Consider the following 7,960-nt stretch of genomic DNA (forward strand, 5'->3'; position numbering starts at 1 on the left):
AACGGCGCACGGTGTTCCGCACCGCGACCGGGCTCCTGGCGGCGCCGGGCGCAGGCGTAGCCTGGGGCCATGCCCACCCTCCGTTCGGCGACCTCCACCTCCGGCCGCAACATGGCCGGCGCGCGCGCCCTGTGGCGCGCCACCGGCATGACCGACTCCGACTTCGGCAAGCCGATCATCGCGATCGCGAACTCCTTCACGCAGTTCGTGCCCGGCCACGTGCACCTGCGCGACGTCGGCAAGATCGTCGCCGAGTCGATCGAGGCCAGCGGCGGTGTGGCCAAGGAGTTCAACACCATCGCCGTGGACGACGGCATCGCGATGGGCCACGGCGGCATGCTGTACTCGCTGCCGAGCCGCGAGCTGATCGCCGACGCGGTCGAGTACATGGTCAACGCGCACTGCGCCGACGCCATCGTCTGCATCTCCAACTGCGACAAGATCACTCCCGGCATGCTGCTGGCCTCGCTCCGCCTCAACATCCCGGTGGTCTTCGTGTCGGGCGGGCCGATGGAGGCCGGCAAGACCACGGCGATCGAGGGCGTCGTCCACTCCAAGCTCGACCTCGTCGACGCCATGGTGGCCGCTGCCGACGAGCGCGTGAGCGACGAGCAGCTCGATGTCATCGAGCGCTCGGCGTGCCCCACCTGCGGCTCGTGCTCGGGCATGTTCACCGCCAACTCGATGAACTGTCTCACCGAGGCGATCGGCCTCTCGTTGCCCGGCAACGGCTCCACGCTGGCCACGCACGCGAAGCGGCGCGCCCTCTTCGAGGAGGCGGGCCGCGTGGTCATGGACCTGTGCCGTCGCTACTACGACCAGGACGACGACAGCGTCCTGCCGCGCAACATCGCCACCCGCGAGGCCTTCGAGAACGCCGTGGCGCTCGACGTCGCGATGGGCGGCTCCACCAACACGATCCTGCACCTGCTCGCCGCCGCCCGTGAGGCCGAGCTCGACTTCAACGTGCACGACATCGACGCGATCTCGCGGCGCGTCCCCTGCCTGAGCAAGGTCGCGCCGAACTCGCCGAAGTTCCACATGGAGGACGTCCACCGGGCCGGCGGCATCCCCGCGCTGCTGGGTGAGCTGCGCCGCGGAGGGCTGCTGAACGAGGGCGTCCACAGCGTGCACGCGCCCGACCTCGACTCCTGGCTCGGCGCCTGGGACATCCGTGCCGAGACCCCCAGCGCCGCCGCCCTCGACCTCTTCCAGGCCGCGCCCGGCGGCGTGCGCACCACCGAGCCCTTCAGCACCGAGAACGTGTGGGGCTCCCTCGACACCGACGCCGCCGAGGGCTGCATCCGCGACGTCGAGCACGCCTACACCGCCGACGGGGGCCTGGCGATCCTGTCGGGCAACATCGCCGTCGACGGCTGCGTGGTGAAGACCGCCGGCGTGCCGGAGGAGTGCCACACCTTCCGCGGCACCGCGATCGTCTTCGAGTCCCAGGACGACGCGGTCGAGGGCATCCTGAGCAAGAAGGTGGAGGCCGGGCACGTCGTCGTCATCCGCTACGAGGGCCCCAAGGGCGGCCCCGGCATGCAGGAGATGCTCTACCCGACCGCCTTCCTCAAGGGCCGCGGTCTGGGTCAGAAGTGCGCGCTCATCACCGACGGCCGCTTCTCCGGCGGCACGAGCGGGCTCTCCATCGGCCACATCTCGCCCGAGGCGGCCGGCGGCGGCCTCATCGCCCTCATCGAGGACGGCGACCCCATCGAGATCGACATCCCGAACCGCTCGATCCACCTCGCCGTGAGCGACGAGGTGATCGCCGAGCGGCGGGTGCTGCAGGAGAAGCGCGACAAGCCCTACACCCCGCTCGACCGCGACCGCCCGCTCACGGCGGCGCTGCGGGCGTACGCCTCGATGGCGACCTCGGCCTCCGACGGCGCCTACCGCCTCGTCCCCGAGTGACGCCGGAGCAGCACCGGCTCCACGGTCGACCGGTGGGGCGGGCGGTGGCGGACTGGTCGGCGCGTCCCTACCCCGAGCCGGTGACCCTCCGCGGTCGCTACGTCGAGGTGCGCCCGCTGACCTCGGCGGCCTACGCCGACCTGTACGCCGCCACGTGCGGCGCCGAGGACGACGACCTCTGGGTCTACCGGCCGGTCCCGCGGCCGACGTCGCTGCCGACGCTGTGGATGCACCTGGCCGACCAGGTGGAGTCCGAGGACCGGGTCGGGTTCGCCCTGGTGCCGCTCGAGGGCGAGACGGCCGGGCGCGCTGCCGGGCTCGCCACCTATCTCAACGTGCACCCCGGCCACGGCACGATCGAGCTCGGGGGAGTGCTGTTCGGCCGCTCGCTGCAGCGCACCCGCGCCGCCACCGAGGCGGTGCACCTGCTGATGGCGCACGCCCTCGACGACCTCGGCTACCGCCGCTTCGAGTGGAAGTGCGACAGCCTCAACGAGCCGTCGCGCCGCGCTGCGGCCCGCCTCGGGTTCACCGAGGAGGGCCGCTTCCGCCGCCACATGGTCACCCAGGGGCGCAGCCGCGACTCCGACTGGTTCTCCGTCGTGGACGACGAGTGGCCGGCCCTGCGCGAGGCCCACCGACGCTGGCTCGCGCCCGACAACTTCGACGCCGCCGGTGGCCAGGTAGCCCGGCTCGCCGACCTGATCCCGGCAGCCGCGGCGTCGTCCTGAGAGGCCTCGGCGCCAGCCGCAGGATGAGACGGATGTCCCGGGATGTGGGACGCCCCGCCCGTACATTCGACGCCGCGAGCGACGCCGCGTAGTCTGGCGCCATGCGTAAGACGCTCCTCGTACCCACCGGACGTGCCGCCTGAGGCGTCTCGCCGCAGACAGCACGTCCCTCCCCTCGTTGCCTCGCAACCGAGGGGTTTTTTGTTGGGTCAGAGATCAACCGCCCCACGAGGGCGAGCACCGCGACGGTGCGGCACAGAGTGAGGAATGAGTCGGATGAGCGAGATCACCGGGGCGCAGAGCCTGGTCCGGTCGCTGGAGGCGGCCGGTGTGACCGACATCTTCGGGATCCCGGGCGGGGCGATCCTCCCCGCCTACGACCCGCTGATGGACTCCAGCATCCGGCACATCCTCGTGCGCCACGAGCAGGGCGCCGGTCACGCCGCCCAGGGTTACGCTGCCGCCTCCGGCCGCGTGGGGGTCTGCATGGCCACCTCGGGTCCGGGTGCGACCAACCTCGTCACCCCGCTGGCCGACGCCTACATGGACTCGGTGCCCGTGGTGGCCGTCACCGGCCAGGTCGGCGCCAGCCTCATCGGCACCGACGCCTTCCAGGAGGCCGACATCCGGGGCATCACGATGCCCATCACCAAGCACAACTTCCTCGTCACCGATCCGGCCGAGATCCCCGTGCGCATCGCCGAGGCCTTCCACCTCGCCTCCACCGGTCGCCCCGGCCCGGTGCTCGTCGACGTCACGAAGTCCGCGCTCCAGTCGATGACCTCCTACCAGTGGCCCAGCGAGCTGAGCCTCCCCGGCTACCGGCCCGTCACCCGCCCGCACGCCAAGCAGATCCGCGAGGCCGCGCGCCTGATGCTGGAGTCACGCAAGCCGGTGCTCTACGTCGGAGGCGGCACCATCCGCTCCGGGGCCCACCGCGAGCTGCTGCAGCTGGCCGAGCTCACCGGCATCCCGGTCGTCACCACGCTGATGGCTCGCGGTGCCTTCCCCGACAGCCACCCGCAGCACCTGGGCATGCCCGGCATGCACGGCACCGTGGCCGCGGTCGGCGCGCTGCAGAAGGCCGACCTGCTCATCAGCCTCGGCGCCCGCTTCGACGACCGCGTGACCGGCAACCTCGACTCCTTCGCCCCCGGCGCGAAGGTCATCCACGCCGACATCGACCCCGCCGAGATCGGCAAGAACCGTCACGCGGACGTGCCGATCGTGGGCGACGTCCGCGAGGTGCTCGTCGACCTCATCACGGTGCTGCGCACCGAGGCCGACGCCGGCAACACCGGCGACTACGAGGGCTGGGTGGCCTTCTGCGCCGACGTCAAGAAGCGCTACCCGCTCGGCTACGACAAGCCGGCGGACGGCGGACTCGCCCCGCAGTACGTGATCGAGCGCCTCGGCGCGATCGCCGGCCCCGAGACGATCTTCTCCTCGGGCGTGGGCCAGCACCAGATGTGGGCGGCGCAGTTCATCGGCTACGAGAACCCCAACACCTGGATCAACTCCGGTGGCCTCGGCACCATGGGCTACGCCGTGCCGGCCGCGATGGGCGCGAAGGTCAGCAAGCCCGAGTCCACGGTCTGGGCCGTCGACGGCGACGGCTGCTTCCAGATGACCAACCAGGAGCTCGCCACCTGCGCGATCAACGACATCCCGATCAAGGTCGCGGTGATCAACAACGAGTCGCTCGGCATGGTGCGCCAGTGGCAGTCGCTGTTCTACAACGAGCGCTACTCCAACACCGACCTGCACTCCAAGCGCATTCCCGACTTCGTGAAGCTCGCCGAGGCCTACGGCTGCGTGGGCCTCGCGTGCGAGACGCCCGAGGACGTCGACGCCACGATCGAGAAGGCGATGGAGATCAACGACGTCCCGGTCGTGGTCGACTTCCGGGTGCACCGCGACGCCATGGTGTGGCCGATGGTCGCCGCCGGCACGAGCAACGACGACATCAAGTACGCGCGCGACCTCGCGCCCGAGTGGAGCGAGCAGGATCTCTGATGGCCAAGCACACCCTGTCGGTCCTGGTCGAGAACAAGCCCGGCGTCCTCGCCCGGATCTCGGCGCTGTTCAGCCGCCGCGGCTTCAACATCGAGTCGCTGGCCGTCGGCCCCACCGAGCACCCCGAGATCTCGCGCATGACGATCATGGTCAACGTCGAGTCGCTGCCGCTCGAGCAGGTCACCAAGCAACTCAACAAGCTGGTCGAGGTCATCAAGATCGTCGAGCTCGACCCGACGTCCTCGGTGAACCGCGAGCTCGTGATGGTGAAGGTCGGCGCGACCCCGGAGAACCGCGGCGAGGTGCTCGACATCGTCCAGCTGTTCAAGGCCAAGGTGATCGACGTCTCCGCCGAGGCGATCACCATGCAGATCGTCGGCAACGAGGGCAAGATCGCCGACTTCCTGCGCGTGCTCGAGCCCTTCGGCGTCCGCGAGCTCGTGCAGTCGGGCATGGTGGCGATCGGTCGCGGCTCGCGGTCGATCTCCGAGCGCAGCAAGCCGGTGGCGGTGCCCGTGCCGCCCGCGGCGAACGCCTGATCCCGCACCCCGAACCAACTCCCAACCCCACCCCAACAAGGAGAGGCCCGAAGTGGCTGAGATTTTCTACGACGACGACGCCGACCTGTCCCTCATCCAGGGCAAGCACGTCGCGGTCATCGGATACGGCAGCCAGGGCCACGCCCACGCGCTGAACCTGCGCGACTCGGGCGTCGACGTGCGCGTCGGCCTCAAGGAGGGCTCGAAGAGCCGCGCCAAGGCCGAGGAGGAGGGCCTGAAGGTCCTCACCCCGCGCGAGGCGGCGGAGGAGGCCGACGTCATCGTCATCCTGGCCCCCGACCAGGTGCAGCGCCACCTCTACGCCGAGGACATCGCGCCGGCGCTCACCGAGGGCGACACGCTCGTGTTCGGCCACGGCTTCAACATCCGCTTCGGCTACATCCAGCCCCCGGCCGGCGTCGACGTCATCCTCGTCGCCCCCAAGGCCCCCGGCCACACCGTGCGCCGCGAGTACGTGGCCGGTCGCGGCATCCCCGACATCATCGCCGTCGAGCAGGACGCCTCGGGCCAGGCCTGGGAGATCGCGAAGTCGTACGCCAAGGGCATCGGCGGCACCCGCGCGGGCGTTATCAAGACCACCTTCACCGAGGAGACCGAGACCGACCTCTTCGGCGAGCAGGCCGTGCTCTGCGGCGGCGTGTCGCAGCTGATCCAGTACGGCTACGAGACCCTCACCGAGGCCGGCTACCAGGGCGAGATCGCCTACTTCGAGGTGCTGCACGAGCTCAAGCTCATCGTCGACCTCATGTGGGAGGGCGGCATCGCCAAGCAGCGCTGGTCGGTCTCCGACACCGCCGAGTACGGCGACTACGTGTCGGGCCCGCGCGTCATCGACCCCCGCGTGAAGGACAACATGAAGGCGGTGCTCGGCGACATCCAGAGCGGTGCCTTCGCCGAGCGCTTCATCGGCGACCAGGACGCCGGTGCGCCGGAGTTCCTCGCCCTGCGCGAGAAGGGCGCCCAGCACCCGATCGAGGCGGTGGGCAAGACCCTGCGCGGCCACTTCTCGTGGAAGCAGACCGACGACGACTACACCGAGGGCTCGGCCGCACGCTGATCCTCCGCGGTGCCTCGAGCGCCGCTGCCCACGACGCCCCCGCGCTCCTCGGCGCGGGGGCGTCGTGCTTCCTGCTCGTCCCGGCACGCCGGCCGCCTCACTCCCGTCCGACGTCTGCTGCGGCGGCGGCGATCGCCCCACCGAGCAGGAGCGCCGAGTCGAGCGACAGCACCAGGGTGGGGTGGGCGGCCTCAGCGGCGCTGACCTGGATCCAGGTGAGATCGTGGCCGAGGTGGCGCCCGGCGCGCACGACGAGGTCGAGCGAGGCCAGTGCCGCGGGGTCGGGCACCGCAGCAGGCGAGGCGATGGCGGCGACGAACCGGGCCTCGCTCTGGTGGAAGCGGTCGTCGGGGTGGTCGTCGTCGAGGTGCTCGCGAGTGCACCAGGTGGGACAGGGCTCGCTGAGCCAGGTCGGCGGCGGAGGTTGCGTGGATCGGTCGTGTGACATCGTGGTGCTCCTCGAGATCGGCGTGCCGGCACCGTAGGAACGGGTGCCGACTCAATCGAGGTCGCCGGCTCCCGTCGTCCACAGGGATGATTCACCATGTAAGTATGGTCGATCTGACGTGGTCATCTGGAGATGATGCAGGGGTGTCCTCGACCAAGCGCTCCTCACGTGACCGCAGCTGGGTGGCCTACGCCCGCGAGCTGGGGGTCAACCTCCACCGCGCCCGCATGGCGACGGGTATGAGCCAGGAGCGCGTTGCCCACTTGGCGGGCATCGCCGGCTTCACCTACCAGAAGTTCGAGAAGGGCGAGTCGCGTCCGGGGCACCCGATGAACCCCCAGCTGCTGACCCTGGTGTCGCTCAGCCAGGTGCTCGGCGTGCCGGTCGTCGACCTGCTGCCCGACTGGGAGCCGCAGCTGCCGGCGCGCGACTGAGCCGCGATCCGCCGGTTGCTGCCCGGTGGGAACAACGCTCGCCGCGCGTGACGTTGAGGCGGCCATGCGCGTGGAGATCTGGGCCGATGTCGTCTGCCCCTGGTGCTACATCGGCAAGCGACGCTTCGCCGCGGCACTCGAGGGCTTCGCCCACCGCGACGAGGTCGAGGTGGTCTATCGCAGCTACGAGCTCGACCCGTTCGCCCCCGCGGTCGGCAGCGAGACCACCTTGGCCGTGCTCGGGCGCAAGTTCAACGCCGACGACGCCGGGACGCGCGAGATGATGGGTCGCGTCGACGACCTGGCCCGCGCGGAGGGCCTCGAGTTCGACTACGAGCACGCGCTCCACGCGCGCACCCTCACCGCCCACCGCCTCATCCACCTGGCCCGCGCCGAGGGGGGAGCGGCCGCCCAGGATGCGATCGTCGAGGCGCTCATGGCCGCCTACTTCACCCGCGGGGCATCGCTGGGCGATCCGCAGACCCTGCGCGACGCGGCCGCGGATGCCGGACTCGGCGCCGACCGGGTCGAGCAGGTGCTCGGTAGCGAGGAGTTCCTGGACGACGTCCTCGCCGACGTCGCGCAGGCGCGCGCCTACGGCAGCAGCGGCGTGCCCTTCTACGTGGTCGACGGCCGCTACGGCATCTCCGGGGCCCAGCCCACCGAGCTGTTCGCGCAGGCCCTCGACCAGGCCTGGGAGACCCGCGAGGGCTGAGCGTCCCGAGGCCTCTCGGCCCGCCGGTGTCGGGCGTGTCGGTGGTCCGGCGGGTTGCGGTTTGGCGCCAAACCGCAACATT

General features: G+C 70.7%; 8 protein-coding genes. 7 read left to right on the top strand and 1 reads right to left on the bottom strand.

The features are described from left to right. Window positions 1-69: 69 nt before the first annotated feature. The 5 genes from ilvD (at window position 70) to ilvC (ending at window position 6,281) form a co-directional block, all read left to right on the top strand. Window positions 70-1,917 carry a dihydroxy-acid dehydratase gene (gene ilvD / locus ACERUN_RS09560; RefSeq protein WP_370289675.1) on the top strand — a complete coding sequence of 616 codons (1,848 nt, stop codon included), beginning with the start codon at window positions 70-72 and terminating at the stop codon, window positions 1,915-1,917. Between the two features lie 80 nt (window positions 1,918-1,997). After that, window positions 1,998-2,648, top strand: coding sequence for a GNAT family N-acetyltransferase (locus ACERUN_RS09565; protein ID WP_370289676.1), 651 nt, complete (start codon window positions 1,998-2,000; stop codon window positions 2,646-2,648). Between the two features lie 276 nt (window positions 2,649-2,924). After that, window positions 2,925-4,664, top strand: a complete 1,740-nt coding sequence (locus tag ACERUN_RS09570) for an acetolactate synthase large subunit (protein WP_370289677.1) — start codon at window positions 2,925-2,927, stop codon at window positions 4,662-4,664. After that, entirely contained in the window at window positions 4,664-5,203 is a 540-nt protein-coding gene (gene ilvN, locus ACERUN_RS09575) for an acetolactate synthase small subunit (RefSeq protein WP_370289678.1), read from the top strand. The genes ACERUN_RS09570 and ilvN overlap by 1 nt, the downstream gene beginning before the upstream one ends. A 52-nt stretch (window positions 5,204-5,255) precedes the next feature. Next, the gene (gene ilvC, locus ACERUN_RS09580; RefSeq protein WP_370289679.1) at window positions 5,256-6,281 is read left to right on the top strand and encodes a ketol-acid reductoisomerase; all 1,026 of its coding nucleotides are present in this window, start codon (window positions 5,256-5,258) and stop codon (window positions 6,279-6,281) included. A gap of 97 nt (window positions 6,282-6,378) precedes the next feature. On the opposite strand, the gene ACERUN_RS09585 is transcribed toward ilvC, so the two are convergent. Next, a complete protein-coding gene (locus tag ACERUN_RS09585; protein ID WP_370289681.1) occupies window positions 6,379-6,729 on the bottom strand; it encodes a hypothetical protein in 351 nt (116 codons plus the stop codon). A gap of 143 nt (window positions 6,730-6,872) precedes the next feature. Here ACERUN_RS09585 and ACERUN_RS09590 point away from each other — a divergent pair, with 143 nt between their 5' ends. Together ACERUN_RS09590 and ACERUN_RS09595 are read left to right on the top strand one after the other, a co-directional pair. After that, the gene (locus ACERUN_RS09590) at window positions 6,873-7,163 is read left to right on the top strand and encodes a helix-turn-helix domain-containing protein (RefSeq protein WP_370289682.1); all 291 of its coding nucleotides are present in this window, start codon (window positions 6,873-6,875) and stop codon (window positions 7,161-7,163) included. Between the two features lie 64 nt (window positions 7,164-7,227). Then, window positions 7,228-7,878: a DsbA family protein gene (locus tag ACERUN_RS09595; protein ID WP_370289684.1), complete on the top strand. Its 651-nt coding sequence runs from the start codon at window positions 7,228-7,230 to the stop codon at window positions 7,876-7,878. The last annotated feature ends 82 nt before the right edge of the window (window positions 7,879-7,960 follow it).

It is taken from the genome of Nocardioides sp. (genome assembly GCF_964229035.1).
Taxonomy (GTDB): domain Bacteria; phylum Actinomycetota; class Actinomycetes; order Propionibacteriales; family Nocardioidaceae; genus Nocardioides.